The sequence below is a fragment of the Pseudomonas sp. FG36 genome, from assembly GCF_057809275.1.
This window is the reverse complement of record NZ_JBMDJQ010000033.1, coordinates 1-19007: the sequence shown is the minus strand read 5'-3', so window position 1 is coordinate 19007 and position 19007 is coordinate 1. Positions and strand designations below refer to the sequence as shown.

Sequence of the window (19007 nt, the reverse complement as noted above, 5' to 3'; positions counted from 1 at the left end):
CGCGGTCGCTGTGGAGCCGGCTTACCGGCGAAACGGGGGCAAAGCCCCCGCGACGATCATCAGTCGAACACGATCCCTTGCGCCAGCGGCAATTCGCGAGAGTAGTTCACGGTGTTGGTCTGACGACGCATGTAGCCTTTCCAGGCATCCGAACCAGACTCACGGCCACCGCCGGTTTCCTTCTCGCCACCGAACGCCCCGCCGATCTCCGCGCCGCTGGTGCCGATGTTGACGTTGGCGATGCCGCAGTCGCTGCCCGAAGCACTCTGGAAACGTTCGGCCTCGCGCAGGTCGGTGGTGAAGATGCACGACGACAGGCCTTGCGGCACTTCGTTGTTCAGGCGCAGAGCCTCTTCGAAGTCATCGTAGGCCAGCACGTAGAGGATCGGCGCGAAGGTCTCGTGGCGCACCACCTCGCTCTGGGCCGGCATCTCGGCAATGGCCGGCGACACGTAGTAGGCGTTCGGGTACTGCTCGGCCAGCTGGCGCTCGCCACCGAATACCTGCCCACCTTCATCGCGGGCCTTGGCCAGCGCGCCCTGCATGGCATCGAACGACTGCTTGTCGATCAGCGGGCCGACCAGGTTGTCCTTGCGCGGGTCACCGATGCGCACCTTGCCGTAGGCGGCTTTGACACGGGCGACCACGTCGTCCTTGATCGAACGGTGCACGATCAGCCGGCGCAGGGTGGTGCAGCGTTGGCCAGCGGTGCCCACGGCAGAGAACAGGATGCCGCGCACGGCCAGGTCGAGGTCGGCGCTCGGAGCCAGGATCATGGCGTTGTTGCCGCCCAGTTCGAGGATGCTGCGGCCGAAGCGCGCCGCCACACGGGGGCCCACTTCGCGGCCCATGCGGGTGCTGCCGGTGGCACTGACCAAGGCCACGCGTGAATCGTCGACCAGGGCTTCGCCGGCGTCGCGGCCACCGATCACCAGTTGCGCCACACCTGCAGGGGCATCGCCGAAGGCTTTCAGGGCTTTGTCGAACAGCGCCTGGCACGCCAGTGCAGTGAGCGGGGTCTTCTCGGACGGCTTCCACACCACGGCGTTACCCGCCACCAGCGCCAGCGCGGTATTCCACGCCCACACCGCCACCGGGAAGTTGAAGGCACTGATCACCCCGACCACGCCCAGCGGGTGCCAGGTTTCACGCATATGGTGGCCCGGACGCTCGGAGGCGATGGTCAGGCCGTACAGCTGGCGCGACAGGCCAACGGCGAAGTCGCAGATATCGATCATTTCCTGCACTTCGCCCAAGCCTTCCTGGGTGATCTTGCCAGCTTCGATGGACACCAGCTCGCCGAGGTCGGCCTTGTGCTCGCGCAGCACTTCGCCGAACAGGCGCACCAACTCGCCACGACGAGGGGCCGGCACACTGCGCCAGGCCTCGAAGGCCTGTTGCGCCTGGTCGATGCGGGCAACGGTGTCGGCCTTGCCGAGCAACTTCACCGAGGCGATCTGGCTGCCGTCGATGGGGGTATGGACAGGGTAATCGCCCTGGGTGTGAGCCGCGGCGGCAACGCCAAGGCGCTCGAGCAATCCAGCAACCATCGTGCTTCTCCTTACATCGGGTGAAGGGGTTGAAAATGTCGTGGGTCAGTATTAATCCGATTACTCGGGTGCAACAAACGACCTTTATTCCGCATATCATTCCACCAGGTAATGATTTCAGCCGCCGAGACCGCTTATGTCCAAACGCCTGGTACCGTCCATGACCGCCCTGCAGTGCTTCGAGGCCGCAGCCCGTCACCTGAGCTTCACCCGCGCCGCCGAGGAACTGCACCTGACGCAGAGCGCGGTGAGCAAGCAAGTGGCGCAGCTCGAGGAGATGCTGCGCCATCACCTGTTCCTGCGCATTCGCCGCCGCCTGCAACTGACGCCGGCCGGCAGCCTGTACCTGGCCGAGGTGAACAAGATCCTTACCCAGGTGGACATGTCCAGCCGCTATGTCCTGAGCTACGGCTCGCAGACCGAAGTACTGAAGGTAGCCACTCAACCGAGTTTCGGCGTGCGCTGGCTGATCCCGCACCTCAAGGGCTTCGGCAAGCGCCACCCGAACCTGCACCTGGACATCCGCAACGAAATGGAGCCGTTCGCCCTGCTGCAGGGCTCGGCCGACGTGGTGTTCTTCTATGGCCAGGGCACCTGGCCCGGGGCCACCTGCATCGAGCTGTTCGGCGAAGAAGTGGTGCCGGTGTGCGCGCCGGAGCTGTTGCAAGGGCGCACGCTGCCTGACGCCGGCGCGGTGGCGGAGCTGGTGCTGCTGCAGAGCACCTCGCGACCGCAGGCATGGCACGAATGGTTCCTGGAGCAAGGGCTGCATACCGACAACAGCTACCATGGGCCGCGCTTCGATACCTTCTACATGGCCTTGAGCGCGGCGCAGGCCGGATGCGGGGTGGCATTGGTGCCCAGTTACCTGGTGGCCAAAGAGCTGGCCGAGGGCAGCCTGGTACTGGCCTGGGACCATGCGATGAAAAGCAATGGCGCGCATTACCTGGCGTATGCCGAACATGCGGCGGAGGTGCCCAAGGTGCGGGCGTTGGTGGAGTGGGTTGCCGAGCAGATCCAGCGGCGCGACCACTGATGCCACCGTGAGAGCGGGCTTGCCCGCTATGGGACCGTCAAGGTCGATCAAAAAAGGAATGAAACCCGCACTTTTTTTCGCTTGTACGGCATCTCCATTCCCAGCTTTCATGTAAGTGTCCTCCACTCACCCAGGAAGCTTGCGATGCCCGCCCACGATTTCGTCAGCCCCGACAGCATCCGTGCGCAGTTCTCTGCCGCCATGTCGCTCATGTACAAGCAGGAAGTCCCCCTGTACGGCACGCTGCTTGAACTGGTGAGCGAAACCAACCGGCAGGTCATGGCCGCGCAGCCCAAGGTGGCTGAGGCCCTGCGCTGGACCGGCGAGATCGAACGCCTCGACCAGGAGCGCCATGGCGCCATCCGCGTGGGCACCGCCGAGGAGCTCGCCACCATCGCCCGCCTGTTCGCGGTCATGGGCATGGCGCCGGTCGGCTACTACGACTTGAGCTCGGCCGGCGTACCGGTGCATTCCACCGCGTTCCGCGCCGTGCACGAGCAGTCGCTGCATGTCAGCCCGTTCCGCGTGTTCACTTCGCTGCTGCGCCTGGAACTGATCGACAACCCGCAACTGCGCAAACTGGCTCAAGGCATTCTCGACAAGCGGCAGATCTTCACCGCCCGTGTGCTGGAACTGATCGCCCAATGCGAACGCGATGGTGGCCTGAACGCGAGCGATGCCGACACGTTCGTCGACGAAGCACTCCACACCTTCCGCTGGCACCGGGACGCCACCGTTACCGCCGAGCAGTACCAGCAACTGCACGACCAGCACCGCCTGATCGCTGATGTGGTGGCGTTCAAAGGCCCCCACATCAACCACCTGACACCACGCACCCTGGACATCGACGCCATCCAGCTCGGCATGCCGGCCAAGGGCATCCCACCCAAGGCCGTGGTCGAGGGGCCGCCCACCCGCAGCCAGCCGATCCTGTTGCGCCAGACCAGCTTCAAGGCCCTGCAGGAAAAGGTTGCTTTCAGCGATTCCCAGGGCAGCCACACGGCGCGCTTCGGCGAGATCGAACAACGCGGCGCGGCGCTGACGCCAAAGGGGCGCCAGCTGTACGACCGCCTGCTGGACGCGACCCGCGCGGCCCTGGGCGGCGTGCCGGCCGAGGCCAATGCCGAACGCTACATGACCCTGCTCGCCGAGCATTTCGCCGAATTTCCGGACGACCTGGGGCAGATGCGCGAACAAGGGCTGGCCTACTTCCGCTATTTCGCCACCGACAAGGGGCTGGCGGCGCGCGGGCAGCCCGGCCGCCCCACTACCCTGCAAGGGCTGATCGACGCCGGGCATGTGCATTACGAGGCGCTGGTGTACGAGGACTTCCTGCCGGTGAGTGCGGCGGGGATCTTCCAGTCCAACCTGGGGGATGATGGCCAGGCCGACTATGGCAGCAACGCCAATCGGGATGCCTTCGAGCAGGCGTTGGGGTTGAAGGTGCAGGATGAGCTGGCACTGTATGCACAGAGCGAGCGCAGGTCGTTGCAGGCGTGTGCGCAGGCGTTGGGGCTGTCGGCCCTATAAACGTCATCGCGGGCAAGCCCGCTCCCACAGGGTCGGTGGGAGCGGGCTTGCCCCGCGAAAGTTTTAGCGGCCCACTCGGAACCGATCCACTTCCTGGCGCAACTGCCCCGCCAGTCCTTCCAGTTCGCGGGCCGTCGTGGCCAGCTCATTGGCCACATCTCGCTGCTCGCTGTTGGCCTGGGCGATGCTCTGCAGGTTGCGGCTGAGCACCGTCGCGGTGCTGCTCTGCTCCTGGGTCGCGGTGCTGATCACCGCGAACTGCTCGCCCGCCACCCGGCTCTGCTCGTCGATGCGCGCCAGGGCTTCGGCCACCTTGTCGTTGCGCGCCAGGCCTTCCTGCATCAGCTGGTTGCCCTGCTCCAGCGTGCTGATGGCATGGCCGGTCTGCTGCTGGATGCTGGCGATCATGCCCGAGATCTCGTCGGTGGCCTGACGGGTGCGCGCGGCCAGGCCGCGGACCTCGTCGGCGACCACGGCGAAACCACGGCCCTGCTCGCCAGCCCTGGCCGCTTCGATGGCGGCATTGAGCGCCAGCAGGTTGGTCTGCTCGGCAATCGAGGTAATCACGCCGACAATGCCGCCGATCTCCTGCGAGCGAGCGCCCAAGGTATCCATCACACTGGCGGTACCGCCCAGTGCTTCGGCGATCTGCCGCAGGGAAACCGAGGCTTCGTCCATGGCACTGCGACCGATACGGGTCTGCTGGGCGTTGTCGCGGGCCATGCGCTCGGTCCCGGCCATGTTGTCGGCAATGTTCATCGAGGTGGCGCTGAACTCCTCCACCGCGCCGGCCATGCTGGTGATCTCGCCGGATTGCTGGTCCATGCCCTCGCAGGCGCCGGACGACAGGCCCGACAGCGAGCGGGCGCGGCCACTGACCTGGTCGGAGGCGGTGCGGATATGCTCGACCATGGTCGCCAGCGCATCGCCCATCTGGTTGAAGCTGCGGGCCAACTGGCCGATCTCGTCATGGCTGGTGACGCTCAGGCGGGCGTTGAGGTCGCCGGCACCCAGGGCCTCGGCCTGGCGCACCAGGTCGCCGAGCGGGCGCAGCTTGCGACGCAGCAGCCAGAGGGTCGCGGCCACGGCCAGCAGCATCGCCAACAGGCTGCCAATGGCCAGGCGCAGGCCGACACTCCAGGTCACTTCTCGGATTTCGCCCTCGGGCATGCTTGCCACCACGGTCCAAGGGCCTTCGGCGAACGGCTCGGTGACACTGAACAGCTGCTCGCCGGCACTGCTCCAGAACCGCCCTGCCCCCGGCTTGATCGCCTTGATCGCCTGGGCCGCCGCCTCGCCGTCACGCACTTCGGCCGGTGGCACCAGCCACTTGCCCTGTTCGTCCAGCAATGCCAGCGAGCCGGTCTGGCCGATGCGGAAACGCTTGAGGTTGGCGAACTGGGCATTCTGCGCGTCGGTGTAGTCGAAGCCGACGAACAGCACCGCGATCACCCGGCCGCTGCCATCACGCACCGGCACATAGCGGGTCATGTAGTTGCGGTCGAACAACACGGCGCGGCCGACGTAGGTCTGCCCGGCCATCAGTTTCGGATAGGCCGGGTGCTGGCGGTCGAGCTGGGTGCCGATGGCGCGGCTGCCGTCCTGCTTGGTCAGGCTGGTGCTGATGCGCACGAAGTCGTCGCCGCTGCGCACGAACAGGGTCGCGACCCCGGCGGTCATCTGCTGGAACTCGTCGACCTGGTGGAAATCGTTGTTCAGCAGGTGATCACCCAGGTACAACGCGGGCGTCGCGGCGCCTGCGACGTTGACCGTTTCCCCCGCGTGCAGCGCCAGGCCCGTGGCGAACCGGCGCTCGAACAGGCCGCTCAGGCGCTGGGTGTTGTCCTTGAGCGAACCGTGGAAGGTGTCGAGCTGGTCGGCCAGCAGCCGCGCCTCGCTGGCCAGGTGCGCCTGGCGGGTGGTGAGGTTGGCGTCGTCCAGCGAACGCAGGGCAAACAGGGTGCTACCGGTGATCACCAGCGCCAGCACGATGGCGAGGGCGATCCCGAGTTGCGAGGCGATTCGGGCACGCGGTTGAGACATGGCAAGGCTCCTGGCAAGAGGCCGGGATCGTCCTGATCACGCTGACCGCCCGCTTCCTATCAACGGGGAATCGCGTCCTCTTCCGGGACGCTGGTGCAAGTTGATCGGCGTCTGCAGGAAATACTTGAGTGCAGGACCGGGATATTCGCAAACGTTTTCTTTCCGTGGCCTTTCGAACGTTGCTAGCCCTGCGCAGAAAGGATCTGCACAGCCGGCAAATCCATTGCCTCCGCCTCCTCCTGCAGAAACACGCTGAGCCTGCGCAACCGCTCCCCGCCCGGCCGGGTCCGTGGCCACACCAGATAGTAGTCCATGCCGCTGGCCACCGCGGTCGGCCAGGGCAGGCTCAACCGCCGCTGCGCCACATCCTCGGCCACCATCAGCAGGTCGCCCATGGAGATCCCGTAGCCCCGCGCGGCGGCAATCATGCCCAGCTCCAAGGTGTCGAATACCTGCCCGCCCTTGAGCGAGACCTTGTCGGTCAGGCCCATGCGCGCCAGCCAGGCCCGCCAGTCGCGCTTGTCCGGCGTGGGGTGCAGCAGCTCGATGCCGGCCAGGCGCCGCTCGTCCCAGGGCGCGTCATCGAGCAGGTCCGGTGCCCCTACCGGAATCAGCAACTCGGAGAACAGCCGGCGCACCTCCCAGTCCGCCGGGAAGCTGCCATCGCTGAGCAGCACCGCACAGTCGAACGGCTCTTGGTTGAAGTCGACATGGTCGACATCCATCCAGGCGCTGGTCAGTTGCACCTCGTTGCCCGGCTGCAGATGGCGGAAGCGACTCAGGCGTGCCAGCAGCCAGCGCATGGTCAGGGTCGAGGGGGCTTTCATGCGCAGGATGTCATCTTCACCGCGCAAGGTTTCGCAGGCCCGCTCCAGGGAAGCAAAACCATCACGCACACCGGGCAGCAACATGCGCGCGGCTTCAGTCAGCTGCAGGCTGCGGCCATTGCGCACGAACAGGCGGCAGGCGAAATGCTCCTCCAGGGTGCGGATATGCCGACTCACCGCGCTTTGGGTGATCGCCAGTTCTTCCCCGGCACGGGTGAACGAGCTCAGCCGAGCGGCGGCTTCAAATGCGCGCAGCGCATAGAGCGGAGGCAGTTGGCGGATCATGATGCACCTGTCATACGGGAGCTGGGCCGGTGCGGAGGATCATACAGGCATGAGTCATACTCATGACACCGATCGCATTTATCCTTTTGTGCAAAGCTGACCGAAGCCTCAGAATCGACGGCTCGCTTCCAGAATCATCAACAAGGACCACCCCCATGCACGTCGCGCCCACCACCGAACTCAAGGCTTTGCTGCGCCTGGCCGGGCCGCTGATCGCCTCGCAGTTGGCGCACATGCTGATGGTGCTCACCGACACCCTGATGATGGCCCGCATCAGCCCGCAGGCCCTGGCCGGTGGCGGCCTGGGCGCGGCAAGCTATTCGTTCGTGTCGATCTTCTGCCTGGGCGTGATCGCCGCGGTCGGCACGCTGGTGGCCATCCGCAAGGGCGCCAACGACATCGAGGGCGTCACCCGCCTGGCGCAGAGCGGCCTGTGGCTGGCCTGGGGCCTGGCGCTGGTCTCGGCGCTGGTGATGTGGAACCTCAAGCCGGTGCTGCTGCTGTTCGGCCAGAAACCGGAGAACGTCGACTCGGCGATGCAGTTGCTGACCCTGCTGCCGCTCGCCCTCCCCGGCTACATGACTTTCATGGCCCTGCGCGGTTTTACCAGCGCCCTGGGCCACTCCACGCCGGTGATGGTCATCAGCCTGGTGGGCACGGTGTTCAACTACCTGTTCAACCACGCCCTGATCGAGGGCATGTTCGGACTGCCCAAGCTGGGCCTGATGGGGATCGGCCTGGTCACGGCGGTGGTGACCCTGGGCATGGCCATCGCGCTCGCACTGTATATCCGCTGGCACAAGGCCTATGCCGCCTACCCGCTGCGCAAGGGCCTGCTGCGCCCTTCCCTGCCGGCACTGCGCGAGCTGTGGCGGCTGGGCCTGCCGATCGGCGGCACCTATATGGTCGAAGTGGGCTTGTTCGCCTTTGCCGCCCTGTGCATGGGCGTGCTCGGCAGCACGGAACTGGCGGCGCACCAGATCGCCCTGCAGATCGTCTCCACCGCGTTCATGGTGCCGACGGGCCTTTCATATGCGGTGACCATGCGCGTCGGCCTTTATTACGGCGCCGGCAACTTGCTGGCGGCCCGTAGCGCCGGGCGCGTGGGCATTGGCTTTGGCGCATCGCTGATGTTCGCCTTCGCCGCACTGTTCTGGTTGCTGCCGGATGCCCTGGTCGGGCTGTTCATCGACCGCAACGACCCGGCCTTCGCCGCGATCTTCATGCTGGCAGTGCAACTGGTGATGGTGGCGGCGTGGTTCGAACTGTTCGATGGCGTGCAGACCATTGCCATGGGTTCGATCCGCGGCCTGAAGGACGCCAAGACCACCTTCCTGATTGGCCTGGTGTGCTACTGGCTTGTGGGTGCGCCAAGTGCCTGGCTGTTCGCCTTCACCTTCGGTGGCGGTGCACAGGGTATCTGGTGGGGGCTGGCCCTGGGGCTGGCCTGCGCGGCGGTGGCGCTGACGTTCGGCTTCGAGTGGCGGATGAAGCGGCTGCTGGGCAAGGCTGAGCGTGCACGGCGGGCAGCATTGTCGGTCTGAGACCCCCGGAGCCGCTGCGCGCGCCATCGCCGCGCGGGCGGCGCTCGATTTCACAAGCGCCGCAACTGTGTCGCTGAACACTTTGAAACCAGCATCCATCTAAAACTGTACTACTGTACTGCTATATACCTCACTTCCTGCCGACTATTTCACTGCCAACACCACAAAACCGCACCAAAAAAGTGCGCACCAGTACAGTTCCCTTAATAACCAGTGCAACAGTCGCTTTCAACAGTTAACTGGCCCATCACAATACACCTGAACTGTACCTACTGTTCTGGACGAGAGAGGAGGAAGATGGGCACCAGTTAAATCACTCCCTAATGCCGCCACAAGCGGAAGGATGACACATCATGGAACGTACCCTCAGTTCCGACCTGGTTTTCGAAAACGCCCAAGCTTCCAACGCCGCCCTGCCGCTGCGCGTCCTGTCCACCCTGGTACTGTGGCAGCGCCGCATGGCCAGCCGCCGCCAACTGGCGCGCCTGGACTCCCGCCTGCTGGCCGACGCCGGTATCAGCGAATCGCAGCGCTACGAAGAGCTGAGCAAGCCTTTCTGGCGCTAAGCGCCGGCCGCCGGCCCAGGCCGGCACCGTGAATTCTCAAGAACCCGTCGCAGGCAACTGCGGCGGGTTTTTTGTTTTAAGCCGCGCAGTAGAGCACTTGCGCACGCAAGCGTAACAGTTTTATAAAAATCAAATTCTATAGATACAGTTCCGATTTGATCTGTTTTTCGCGCCCAGGCGTCAGAACCGCCGCGTGTTACGCTTGTCTTACGCGCCTGGCATATAAAGTACCGTGACGAGCCAAGCGAGCGTCCGATAACCAGAACCAACCTTGACCCTGTGCAGGAGTCCACCAACATGTCCCGTTATCACCTGATTGGCGCCGCGTTGCTGCTGTCCCTCGCCGGTGCCGCCAACGCCACCAGCTTCGTCGTCACCACCGACGCCGTCGTCGGCGCCGTAGCCGCCTCGACCGACGCCACGTCCGATATCTCCTCCTCGTTCCGCGACGACAAGATCGTCAAGGCCGCCCGTGACGATGCCGCCAGCTTCGTCGGCAGCGATGGCGCCATCCGCGGCGCCAAGCTGGAAAGCGCATTCGTGCACATCCGCCAGCAGTTGCCGGCCCTGCAAGCCAGCGATGCGCAGCTGGCGCGCGCCATCCTCGCCATCTGACCTTGCCCTTGCCCCGGATTCACTGGCCCCGAGCCGTGCATCCGGGGTAGCCTTCGCAGCCCGAGACAATCGCCACTTCAAAGCCCATGCGTTACCTACTGCTTTCCTTTGTCGCCCTGGCCTGCATGAACAGCGCCCAGGCGATGGATGCCACCACCCAGAGCCTGGTCATCACGGGCTACGTCACCAGCCAGGTGACTGCCGCCCCCTTCGACCGCAAACGGATCGTCGCGGCCCGTGACGATGCCGCCGTGTTCGTCGCCAGCGACGGCCTGATCCGTGGCGCGCGCCTGGAGGCGGCGTTCGACGCCCTGCGCCAAGGCTGCGCCCGGCACTCTGTCGGCGACCGTGAACTGGCCGAGGCGATTCTCGTCCAATAACTACACCCGCTCCCTTGCATTTCCGGAGATGCTCCATGCGTAAACCGCTGATCGCCGCCACCCTCGGCATGCTGCTGCTCGCCGACCTGGCCCAGGCACACACCCTGGTGGCCACCAGCAACATCATCGTCCGCGCCTTTGGCCGGTCGATCGACTTCACTTCCGACACCACCACCTCGATCCGCGACTCGAAAGTGGTGCGTGAAGCCCACGCCGACGCCGCCAGCTTCGTCGCCAGCAATGGCGACATCCGCGGCGCGCAGCTCGAAGCCGCCTTCGACACCCTGCGCGCCCGCGTGCCCGAAGCCCGCGACGCCAGCGACCAGGTGCTGGCCGAAGCCATCCTCGCCCTGTGAAGCGCATGCGTGCCTGGCTGCTGGGCTGCGCCCTGACGCTGCTTGGCACGCCCGCCCTGGCCGATCTGCAGCTGGTGCTGCAGACCGACGGCCTCGACCCTTCGCAACAGCAGGCCAGCCAACTGCTGCTCGACGAAGCCATGGCCAAGCTGCCACCGCGCTTCAAGCAGCAGCTTGATCGGCAGATTCTGGTCAGCTGGGCCTCGCGCATGCCCGAGGATGCCTATGGCCAGGCCTCGCCGGTCGCCAGCCTGGATCTCAACCGGCGCCTGCTGCCGGGCCTCGTAGACGGCAGCGCCGCTCGCAAGAAGACCAACCGCCCCCATGGCACGGTCCGCGAAGAACTGCTCGCCACCGTGCTCCACGAGCTGACCCATATCTATGACCGCGCCCGCCTGTGGCCGCAGGCCGAGCGCCAGCTGATCAGCCGCTGCAAGCGCCAGCAGGGCGCGCTTGGCAAGGTCGGCCTGCCGCAGGACTGTCGCGGCCAGGCCGAACGCCGCTTCACCTTGAGCGACGACCCGCGCCTGCTGGACCTGGCCGGCTGGCCGCAGTACGTCGGCCGGCGCGGCGAGCGCGAGCAGCACAACGGCCAGCTGGTGCGCAGCCCGGATCCCTACGAGCTGAGCAGCCCGAAGGAGTTCATCGCGGTCAACATGGAGTACTTCCTCCTCGACCCGAGCTACGCCTGTCGCCGCCCAGCGCTGAACCAGTACCTGCGCGACCACTTCGACTGGGCGCCGCGCCAGGACGCCTGCGCCAAGGGCCTGCCGTTCCTCAACGCCGGCAACGACTTCGCCCGCCAACCCTTGGGCGAGATCGATCCGGAGCGGGTCTACGAGGTTGACTACCTGCTGGCCGAAGCCAACCAGAACTGGGTCAGCCGCTGGGGCCACAGCATGCTGCGCCTGGTGATCTGCGCCCCGGGTCGCCCACGCGGGCCGGCCTGTCGCCTGGACCTCGACCAGAGCCTGGTGCTGTCATACCGCGCCTTCGTCAACGATGTGCAGCTGTCCAGCTGGGACGGCCTGGTCGGCGCCTACCCGTCGCGGCTGTTCGTGCTGCCGCTGGGGCAGGTGATCGACGAGTACACCAAGACCGAGCTGCGCAGCCTGGCCTCGGTGCCGCTCAAGCTCAACCGCGCCGAGATCGAAAACCTGGTGCGCCAGGCCGCCGAGATGCACTGGAGCTACGACGGCAACTACTACTTCCTGTCCAACAACTGCGCCGTGGAGTCGCTCAAGCTGCTGCGCAGCGGCACTGGCAATCCACGCCTGAACGACCTGGACAGCATCATGCCCAACGGCCTGCTCGAGGTCATGAAGGGCAGGGGACTGGCCGATACCAGCGTGCTCGACGATCCACGCGAAGCGCTGCGCCTGGGCTATCGCTTCGACTCTTACCGCGACCGCTACCAGGCGATGTTCGAGGTGTTGCGCAAGCAGCTGCCGATCAAACAGACGACGGTGGAAGACTGGTTGGCGCTGGACGCCGAGCAGCGCCGCCAGTGGTTCGACCGCGCCGACCTGCGCACCAGCGCGGCCTTGCTGCTGCTCGAACAGGCCGGGCTGCGGCGCCAGCTGCTGCTGGCCCAGGATGAGGTCAAGCAACGCTACCTGAACGGGCGGGCGCTCAAGGACGGCAGTTTCGACAAGGCCAACGAAACCTTGCAGGCGATGCTGGCCAACAGCGGCTTCCTCAGTCGCCCGGCGGAATTGCTCGGGGCAGGGGGCTACGGCCTGCCGCAGCCGGACGAGCGCAAGCAACTGGAGCAGGTGAGCAGCGAGCGCCAGGCGCAACTGCTGCGCCTGAGCACCGACCTCGACCAGCAGGTGAGGGCGCTGCTGGGGCCCGAGCGGGGTAGGAAGATCAAGGCCGTGGAGGCCAATATCAAGCAGGTGGGCGAGCATCTGAGGGCGTTGCACAAGGCTGCCGGGGGGTTGCAGCTGCCCTAGTACATGGCAGGTCAGCCTCTATCGCCGGCAAGCCGGCTCCCACAGGGATCGCATAACCCTGTGGGAGCCGGCTTGCCGGCGATAGGGCCAGAAGAGGCAGCACAATGCCCTACAGGTTTTCCTCGTCTTCCTCCGGCAACCCCTGATCCACCTGCAACCACGGCAAGCGGCTCCCCACCCAGATATGCCGATTGGCCGGCACCCGCTCCGGGTGATCCAGCGTCGCCACGGTTACATCGATCGAATCCGGGCTATGGGTCGTCACCAGCGCCACGTGCGCCCCGCAACTGCCACAGAAATACCGGCTACAGGTTTCCGGCGCCATGTAGCGCTGCGGTGAGCCCGCCAACCATTGAAAAGCCTCGAAGGGCAGGGTGACCCAGGTCACCAGAGTGCCCCCGCTGACCCGCCGGCAGATCGAGCAATGGCAATGGGCGACATCGCCCAAGGCGCCCGACAAGCGATAACGCAGGGCACCGCAATGGCACCCGCCTTCTACGACATCCACCATCGAAACGACCTCCCGTCGCCTGGCACCAGCCGAAAGCTGGCTGAAAGCTTGCCCACATAGGATAGCGCCACCACCGGCAGCAGACCGGCCAGCCAGGGCACCCGGAAACTTCCGCGCCCCGGCCCAATCAACAACAACAATGGTGATTCTGATGTTTTCCTGTGCCCGCCTTTTCGCAGTCCCCCTCCGCCTGCTCCTCGCGCAGCGCCTGACGCGCTGATCCGCCCGAATCGTCCTTCCTTTCGCCGCGCCACGCCTGGAGTACCGCCATGCTGACCTTCCTCGGCTTCGCCATGGTCATCACCTTCATGTACCTGATCATGACCAAGCGCCTGTCGGCCTTGATCGCGCTGATCCTGGTACCGATCCTGTTCGCCCTGTTCGGCGGCTTCTACAGCGACATCGGCCCGATGATGCTGCAGGGCATCAGCAAGCTCGCGCCCACTGGCGTAATGCTGATGTTCGCCATTCTCTACTTCGCCCTGATGATCGACTCCGGCCTGTTCGACCCGGCCGTGCGCAAGATCCTCAAGCTGGTCAAGGGCGACCCGCTGAAAGTTTCGGTCGGCACCGCGGTGCTGGCCCTGGTGGTGTCCCTGGACGGTGACGGCGCCACCACCTACATGATCTGCTGCGCCGCCATGCTGCCGATGTACAGCCGCCTGGGCATGAGCCCGCGAATCATGGCCGGCCTGATCATCCTCGCCGGCGGGGTGATGAACATGACCCCGTGGGGCGGCCCTACCGCGCGCGCCGCCAGCGCCCTGCACGTGGACCCTTCGGACATCTTCGTGCCGATGATCCCGGCCATGGCCTTCGGTGTGCTGGCGATCCTCGCCATCGCCTACTGGTACGGCCTGCGTGAACGTGCCCGCCTCGGTGAACTGCACCTGCCGACCGACGACATCGACCACAGCGAAATCAGCGTGTCACAGTTCCCGGAAGCCCGCCGGCCCAAGCTGCTGTGGTTCAACGGCGCCCTGACCGCCGCGCTGATGGTCGCGCTGATCGCTGGCGTGCTGCCGCTGCCGGTGCTGTTCATGATCGCCTTCAGCATCGCCATGATCGTCAACTACCCGTGCCTGCAGCAGCAGAAGGACCGCATCGCCGCCCACGCCTCCAGCGTGCTGGCCGTGAGCGGGCTGATCTTCGCCGCGGGCATCTTCACCGGCATCCTGTCGGGTACCGGCATGGTCGATGCCATGTCCAAGAGCCTGCTGGCGGTGATCCCGGAAGCGTTCGGCCCCTACATGGCGGTGATCACCGCACTGGTCAGCATGCCGTTCACCTTCTTCATGTCCAACGACGCCTTCTACTACGGCGTGCTGCCGGTACTCTCGGAGTTCGCCAGCCACTACGGCGTCACCCCGGTGGAAATGGCCCGCGCGTCGATCGTCGGGCAGCCGGTACACCTGCTCAGCCCGCTGGTACCCTCCACCTACCTGCTGGTGGCCCTGGCCGGCATCGAGTTCGGCGATCACCAGCGCTTCACCCTCAAGTGGGCAGTGCTGGTGTGCCTGTGCATAATGTTCGGCGCACTGGCACTGGGGACTTTCCCGCTGTTCAGCAGTCTGTAATACAAGCGCCTCATCCAACCGCAAAGCGCCCGCCACCAGGGCGCTTTGCCTTTACCGCTCGAAGGAATACACATGGAATGGCTGACCAGCCCGGAAATCTGGGTTGCCTTTTTCACCCTCACCGCGCTTGAGATCGTGCTCGGGATCGACAACATCATCATGATCTCGATCCTGGTCAGCCGCATGCCCAAGCACATGCAACCGCGCACGCGGATCTTCGGCCTGGCCCTGGCCATGGTCACGCGGATCATGCTGCTGCTGTCGATCACCTGGGTCATGCGCCTGACCGACGACCTGTTCCATGTGCTGGGCGAAGGTATCTCCGGGCGCGACCTGATCCTGTTCTTCGGCGGCCTGTTCCTCCTGTGGAAAAGCTCCCAGGAGATCTACCACGGCCTGGAAGGCGAGGACGAGAACCCCGACGAGCCGAAAGGCGCGGGCGGCAAGTTCTTCTACACCATCATCCAGATCGCCATCATCGACATCGTGTTCTCTCTGGACTCGGTAATCACCGCGGTGGGCATGGTCTCCCACGTGCCGGTGATGATCGCCGCGATCATCGTCGCGGTACTGGTGATGATGCTCTGCGCCGGCACCATCAGCGACTTCATCGACAAGCACCCATCACTGAAGATGCTTGCGCTTTCGTTCCTGATCGTCGTAGGTACCGTGCTGATCGCCGAATCTTTCGATGTGCATGTGCCCAAGGGCTACGTCTACTTCGCCATGGCTTTCTCGCTGGCGGTGGAGGCGATCAACATCCGCATGCGCACGGCGATGGCACGCAAGAAGGGCAAGGAGCACGATCCAGTGAAACTGCGCAAGGACATCCCGGGTCAATAAGCCCAGGAAGCGCGGTAGCGAAAGGGCCCTTCGGGGCCTTTTTTGTTGCCGACGATGAGGCCAGGGCATGTTTCAAATACGTTTCACCCATGCCAAGCTGGCGCCAGCCAGGCAAAACAACTAAAGCTTCAGTGAGCACTGGAAAAAACAGCCCACCCCCGGGCCAGGCTCACCGCTGCACCCATTGGCCCCGCCCAGGGGCATAGAAGAAAAGGGGGCCCGACCATGCTGACCCTGCTCAATCTGCTCTCCGCCGTGGCGTTGCTGGTGTGGGGCACCCATATCGTGCGTACCGGCATCCTGCGGGTCTATGGCTCGAACCTGCGCCGCGTGCTCGGCCAGAACATGAACAAGCGCCCGTTGGCCTTCATCGCCGGGATCCTGGTCACCGCCATGGTGCAGAGCAGCAACGCCACTGCCATGCTGGTTACCTCGTTCGTCGGCCAGGGCCTGATGGCCATGACCCCGGCCCTGGCGATCATGCTCGGCGCCGACGTCGGGACCGCGCTGATGGCGCGGGTGCTGACCTTCGACCTGTCCTGGCTGTCGCCGCTGCTGATCTTCCTCGGGGTGATCTTCTTCCTCTCGCGCAAGCAGACCCGCGCCGGCCAGCTGGGCCGCGTCGGCATCGGCCTGGGCCTGATCATCCTGGCGCTGCAACTGATCGTCCACGCCGCCGCGCCGATCACCCACGCCCAAGGGGTGAAGGTGCTGTTCGCCTCGCTCACCGGCGATATCCTCCTCGACGCCCTGATCGGCGCGCTGTTCGCCATGATTTCCTACTCCAGCCTGGCCGCCGTGCTGCTCACCGCCACCCTGGCGGGCGCCGAAGTGATCAGCCTGCCGGTGGCCATCGGCCTGGTGATTGGCGCCAACATCGGCAGCGGCCTGCTGGCCTTCCTCACCACCAGCCTGCAGAACAGCGCCGGGCGCCGGGTGGCGCTGGGCAGCCTGTTGTACAAGGTGGTCGGCCTGCTGTTGATCATCCCGGTGCTGCACCCGCTGGTGGCCTGGATGGACAGCCTGAGCTTCAGCCCGCAAGAGCTGGTGATCGGCTTCCACCTGCTCTACAACACCTTGCGCTGCCTGCTGATGCTGCCAACAGTGAAACCCATGGGCCGCCTGTGCAGCTACCTGCTGCCCGAACGCGACAACGGCAATGGCCACCACCAGCCACGCCACCTGGACCCGACCGCGTTGAACACCCCCAGCCTGGCGCTGGTCAACGCCGTGCGCGAGACCCTGCGCCTGGGCGATATCGTCGACAGCCTGCTCGAGGCCATGCTTGGCGCCCTGCGCGGCACCCAGACAGCCTTGCCGCAACAGGTCCGGGCCCTTGGGGAGGATGCCGAGGCGCTGTACAACGCCATCAAGCTGTACCTGGCGCAGATGCCCCGTGAAGACCTCGCCGAGCAGGACAACCGGCGCTGGGCAGAGATTATCGAAGTAGCGATCAACCTCAAGCTGGCCAGCGACCTGATCGAGCGCATGCTGCGCAAGGTGCAGCAGCAGAAAACCTCGCAGCGCCGGGAGTTCTCCCAGGTCGGCCTGGAGGAGTTGACCGGCCTGCAGGAGCAATTGCTGGCCAACCTGCGCCTGGGCCTGTCGGTGTTCCTCAGCGCCGACCCGCAGAGCGCGCACCAGTTACTGCGCGAAAAACGTCGCTTCCGCGCCCAGGAGCGGCGCCTGGCCCACGCCCATGTCAGCCGCCTGCAACGTAAAGTGGTGCAGAGTATCGAAACCAGTTCGCTACACTTGGAGCTCATTGCCGACATGAAGCGTTTGAACTCTTTGTTCTGCAGCAGTGCCTATGTGGTACTGGGCGGCACCGACACCGGCGGGCTGATGCTCGACAGCGTGCCGGACGAAGCCCGCCAGCCTTGAGCCAAGACACCCGGAGACCTGAGCTCGCCTATGCGTTGCCTGTTGTTCGTTTGCCTGCTGATCTGCAGCCTGCCCACGCTCGCCCTCGACCGCTCGCGGGTCGAGGGCTACCTGTTGCCCAACGGCCTGCAGGTGATCCTCAAGTCCGGCTACGAGCGCGACCATGTATCGATCCGCCTGGTGGTGGGCGTGGGCCTGGACGACTTCGACTGTGACCAGCGCGAGCTGCCACACCTGCTCGAGCACCTGCTGTTCAGCGGTATCGATGAGACGGGCGAGGGCGGCCTGGAAGAACGCATCCAGGCCCTGGGCGGGGAGTGGAACGCCTTCACCAGCAGCGCCGACACCACCTTCGTCATCGAAGCCCCGGCGCGCAACCAGCGCAAGGTGCTCGACCTGCTGCTGGCGGTGGTCCGCGATACCCAAATCGACGCCAAGGCGCTGGCCACCGCGAAAAAGATCATCGAACGCGAGGACGGTGGCCATTACGGCCGCCTGCAGCGCTGGCTGGACCGCCAGGACATCGGCCACCCAGCCAGCGACCAGTTGGCCACCGAACTGGGCCTGAAATGCCCCGAGCGCTCCAACCTCGACGACATGACCCTGGAACAGGTCCAGCAGTTGCGCGAGCACTGGTATGTGGCCAACAACATGTCGCTGATCGTCGTCGGCGGCCTCGACCGCCTACTGCCAGCCTACCTGGAACGCACCTTTGGCGAGCTGCCGGCGACCGAGCCCGAAGAACGCCGCAACCTCGAAAGCATCAGCCAGCAAGCCGAGCAGCGCCGCGACCTGACCCGCGGCTGGCTGGGCGACAGCGTCAAGTTGCACTGGCTGTTCATCGAGCCGACCCTGGAGGAGGGGCATGACCAGACCCTCGAGCTGCTGTCGCGCTACCTGGACTGGGCGCTGTACGACCAGTTGCGCCTGCGCCACGGGTTGTCCTACGGGCCGTCGGCACAACGCGAGAGCTTTGGCGACAGCGGGCTGCTCAGCCTGAATGCCGACCTCGAGCGCCAGGACCTCGACAAGGCACTCAAGGTACTCGAGCAGTTGTTCGACCACCTGCGCAAGCATGGCCTGGACCCGGACACCTTCGCCCGCATCAAGGAAGCAACGATTGCCCGGGAGAGCTGGACCACCCAGGGCAACGCGGCGCTCGCCGACTACTACTGGGGGGCGCTCAACGCCTACGAGGACGGGCGTTTCACCGACCCGGTGCGAGAGCTTCGCCAGGTCAGCCTGAAACAGGCCGATGCGGCGCTGCGCGAGCTGCTCAAGGAGCCGGGATACCTGCGCATCGAAAAGCCGTTGCTGGGGTATGACGAGCTGTATGGGTTGGTGGCGTTGTTACTGGGGTTGATCCTGGCGGTCGGGCTGATCCGCCGGCGCCGCGTGGTGGCCAATCGCCCCAGTGGTGCTACACGGGAGCCTTGATTCGGCGGTATCCTGTCGGCCAACAGCGTCTGCGTGGGAGCGGGCTTGCCCCGCGATGAGGTCATCGC

The 19007-nt window shown here is 65.3% G+C and carries 16 protein-coding genes and 1 pseudogene; 12 read left to right on the top strand and 5 right to left on the bottom strand.

Annotated elements, in window-relative coordinates; all coding sequences use genetic code 11:
* Positions 1–59 precede the first annotated feature (59 nt).
* The gene (amaB, locus tag ACODS9_RS21185) at positions 60–1550 is read right to left on the bottom strand and encodes an L-piperidine-6-carboxylate dehydrogenase (protein WP_102683042.1); all 1491 of its coding nucleotides are present in this window, start codon (positions 1548–1550) and stop codon (positions 60–62) included.
* Positions 1551–1686: 136 nt separating this feature from the next.
* Here amaB and ACODS9_RS21180 point away from each other — a divergent pair, with 136 nt between their 5' ends.
* Positions 1687–2586, top strand: a complete 900-nt coding sequence (locus tag ACODS9_RS21180; RefSeq protein ID WP_367857562.1) for a LysR family transcriptional regulator — start codon at positions 1687–1689, stop codon at positions 2584–2586.
* A 144-nt stretch (positions 2587–2730) separates the two neighbouring features.
* Positions 2731–4116 (top strand): 2-oxoadipate dioxygenase/decarboxylase HglS, encoded by a 1386-nt coding sequence (gene hglS, locus ACODS9_RS21175; RefSeq protein ID WP_489094683.1) that lies wholly within the window; start codon positions 2731–2733, stop codon positions 4114–4116.
* Positions 4117–4179: 63 nt separating this feature from the next.
* Here hglS and ACODS9_RS21170 read toward each other — a convergent pair whose 3' ends face one another.
* The 3 genes and pseudogenes from ACODS9_RS21170 to ACODS9_RS21160 all read right to left on the bottom strand — a co-directional run bounded on the left by ACODS9_RS21170 (position 4180) and on the right by ACODS9_RS21160 (position 7271).
* Positions 4180–4911: a methyl-accepting chemotaxis protein gene (locus tag ACODS9_RS21170; RefSeq protein WP_371041516.1), complete on the bottom strand. Its 732-nt coding sequence runs from the start codon at positions 4909–4911 to the stop codon at positions 4180–4182.
* Between the two features lie 135 nt (positions 4912–5046).
* A pseudogene (locus ACODS9_RS21165) lies at positions 5047–6159 on the bottom strand (Cache 3/Cache 2 fusion domain-containing protein); the annotation flags it as partial.
* A 182-nt stretch (positions 6160–6341) separates the two neighbouring features.
* Entirely contained in the window at positions 6342–7271 is a 930-nt protein-coding gene (locus ACODS9_RS21160) for a LysR substrate-binding domain-containing protein (protein WP_046853649.1), read from the bottom strand.
* Between the two features lie 155 nt (positions 7272–7426).
* On the opposite strand from ACODS9_RS21160, the gene ACODS9_RS21155 reads away from it, so the two are divergent.
* The 6 genes from ACODS9_RS21155 to ACODS9_RS21130 all read left to right on the top strand — a co-directional run bounded on the left by ACODS9_RS21155 (position 7427) and on the right by ACODS9_RS21130 (position 12687).
* Positions 7427–8815, top strand: a complete 1389-nt coding sequence (locus tag ACODS9_RS21155) for a NorM family multidrug efflux MATE transporter (RefSeq protein WP_038707124.1) — start codon at positions 7427–7429, stop codon at positions 8813–8815.
* Positions 8816–9168: 353 nt separating this feature from the next.
* Complete coding sequence (locus ACODS9_RS21150; RefSeq protein ID WP_011531561.1) at positions 9169–9381, top strand: DUF1127 domain-containing protein; 213 nt, start codon at positions 9169–9171, stop codon at positions 9379–9381.
* Positions 9382–9678: 297 nt separating this feature from the next.
* Positions 9679–9996 carry a DUF2388 domain-containing protein gene (locus tag ACODS9_RS21145; protein ID WP_046853647.1) on the top strand — a complete coding sequence of 106 codons (318 nt, stop codon included), beginning with the start codon at positions 9679–9681 and terminating at the stop codon, positions 9994–9996.
* A gap of 86 nt (positions 9997–10082) precedes the next feature.
* The gene (locus ACODS9_RS21140; protein ID WP_110697006.1) at positions 10083–10376 is read left to right on the top strand and encodes a DUF2388 domain-containing protein; all 294 of its coding nucleotides are present in this window, start codon (positions 10083–10085) and stop codon (positions 10374–10376) included.
* 35 nt (positions 10377–10411) lie between these two features.
* Complete coding sequence (locus tag ACODS9_RS21135; protein WP_489094682.1) at positions 10412–10732, top strand: DUF2388 domain-containing protein; 321 nt, start codon at positions 10412–10414, stop codon at positions 10730–10732.
* Positions 10729–12687, top strand: a complete 1959-nt coding sequence (locus ACODS9_RS21130; protein ID WP_489094681.1) for a DUF7844 domain-containing protein — start codon at positions 10729–10731, stop codon at positions 12685–12687. Before ACODS9_RS21135 ends, ACODS9_RS21130 begins: the two co-directional genes overlap by 4 nt.
* 109 nt (positions 12688–12796) lie before the next feature.
* Here the strand turns inward: ACODS9_RS21130 and ACODS9_RS21125 are convergent, their stop codons facing one another.
* Positions 12797–13198: a GFA family protein gene (locus ACODS9_RS21125; protein ID WP_401108221.1), complete on the bottom strand. Its 402-nt coding sequence runs from the start codon at positions 13196–13198 to the stop codon at positions 12797–12799.
* A 269-nt stretch (positions 13199–13467) separates the two neighbouring features.
* Between ACODS9_RS21125 and ACODS9_RS21120 the strand changes: the two genes are divergently transcribed.
* The 4 genes from ACODS9_RS21120 (at position 13468) to ACODS9_RS21105 (ending at position 18939) form a co-directional block, all read left to right on the top strand.
* Positions 13468–14775 (top strand): CitMHS family transporter, encoded by a 1308-nt coding sequence (locus ACODS9_RS21120; protein ID WP_046853643.1) that lies wholly within the window; start codon positions 13468–13470, stop codon positions 14773–14775.
* Positions 14776–14847: 72 nt separating this feature from the next.
* Positions 14848–15618, top strand: a complete 771-nt coding sequence (locus tag ACODS9_RS21115; protein ID WP_023629725.1) for a TerC family protein — start codon at positions 14848–14850, stop codon at positions 15616–15618.
* A gap of 225 nt (positions 15619–15843) precedes the next feature.
* Positions 15844–17502, top strand: coding sequence for a Na/Pi cotransporter family protein (locus ACODS9_RS21110; RefSeq protein WP_401108215.1), 1659 nt, complete (start codon positions 15844–15846; stop codon positions 17500–17502).
* Positions 17503–17532: 30 nt separating this feature from the next.
* Positions 17533–18939 (top strand): M16 family metallopeptidase, encoded by a 1407-nt coding sequence (locus tag ACODS9_RS21105; protein WP_489094680.1) that lies wholly within the window; start codon positions 17533–17535, stop codon positions 18937–18939.
* Positions 18940–19007 lie beyond the last annotated feature (68 nt).